The organism is Kitasatospora sp. MBT66, from assembly GCF_000710405.2.
In the GTDB taxonomy this organism is placed as follows: Bacteria; Actinomycetota; Actinomycetes; order Streptomycetales; family Streptomycetaceae; genus Kitasatospora; species Kitasatospora purpeofusca.
The window spans coordinates 1-656 of the sequence record NZ_JAIY01000023.1; the positions used below are offsets into that span (position 1 = coordinate 1).

General features: G+C 75.9%; 1 protein-coding gene and 1 pseudogene. Both read left to right on the forward strand.

What is annotated here, in order from left to right:
- Positions 1-215: pseudogene (locus tag BI06_RS43910) on the forward strand (TolB-like translocation protein); the annotation flags it as partial.
- Positions 216-428: 213 nt separating this feature from the next.
- Positions 429-656, forward strand: a 228-nt coding sequence (locus tag BI06_RS52105; protein ID WP_043478492.1) for a hypothetical protein, incomplete at its 3' end; no start/stop codon positions are given.

Below are 656 nucleotides of genomic sequence, written 5' to 3' on the forward strand. Positions count from 1 at the left end.
GGCGGCTGTACGTCCTCGACCTCGCCACCATGACCGAGACCGCCACCGCCGAGCAGCGGAGCATCGACGACCAGGCCGTCTGGTCCGACGACCGCACCCTGCTCTACGCCATGCCCGGCGACTTCGGCGCCGACCTGTGGACCGTCCCCGCCGACGGCAGCGGTGCGGCCGGGCGGCTGCTGGAGGCGGCGGTGGCGCCCGCGTACCTGGGCTGAGCGGAGGGCCGGGGGAGGGGCGGGCGGAGGCCCGGCGGAGGGCTGGGCGGAGGTTGGGCGGAAGGCCGGGTGGACGTCGGGCGGAGGGGTGCACGAGGCTGATCGGGGTGGTTGGTCCCATTCGGAACTCGGAGCGTAGGGTCCAGGACGAGCACCACGAACGGCCGCGCCCCCTACCGGGCGACCACGACGACGACCGGGGGAACGGGAACAGTGAGGCAACGAGGGCCCGACGGCGGATCGCCGCCCGAGCGTGCGACCAGCGACTCCTGGCCGGCGCTGCACGGCCGGCCGGTGCTGCGCCGCACCGTCGCGATCGGCCTGGTGGTCTCGGTGTCGGTGCTGGCGGCCCTCGCCGTCCGGGGCGTCAACGCGCTCACCGTCGGCCGGGGGGCCATCGAGACCGACCGCGACCGCGCCGAACTGCTGGCCGGGCTCCAC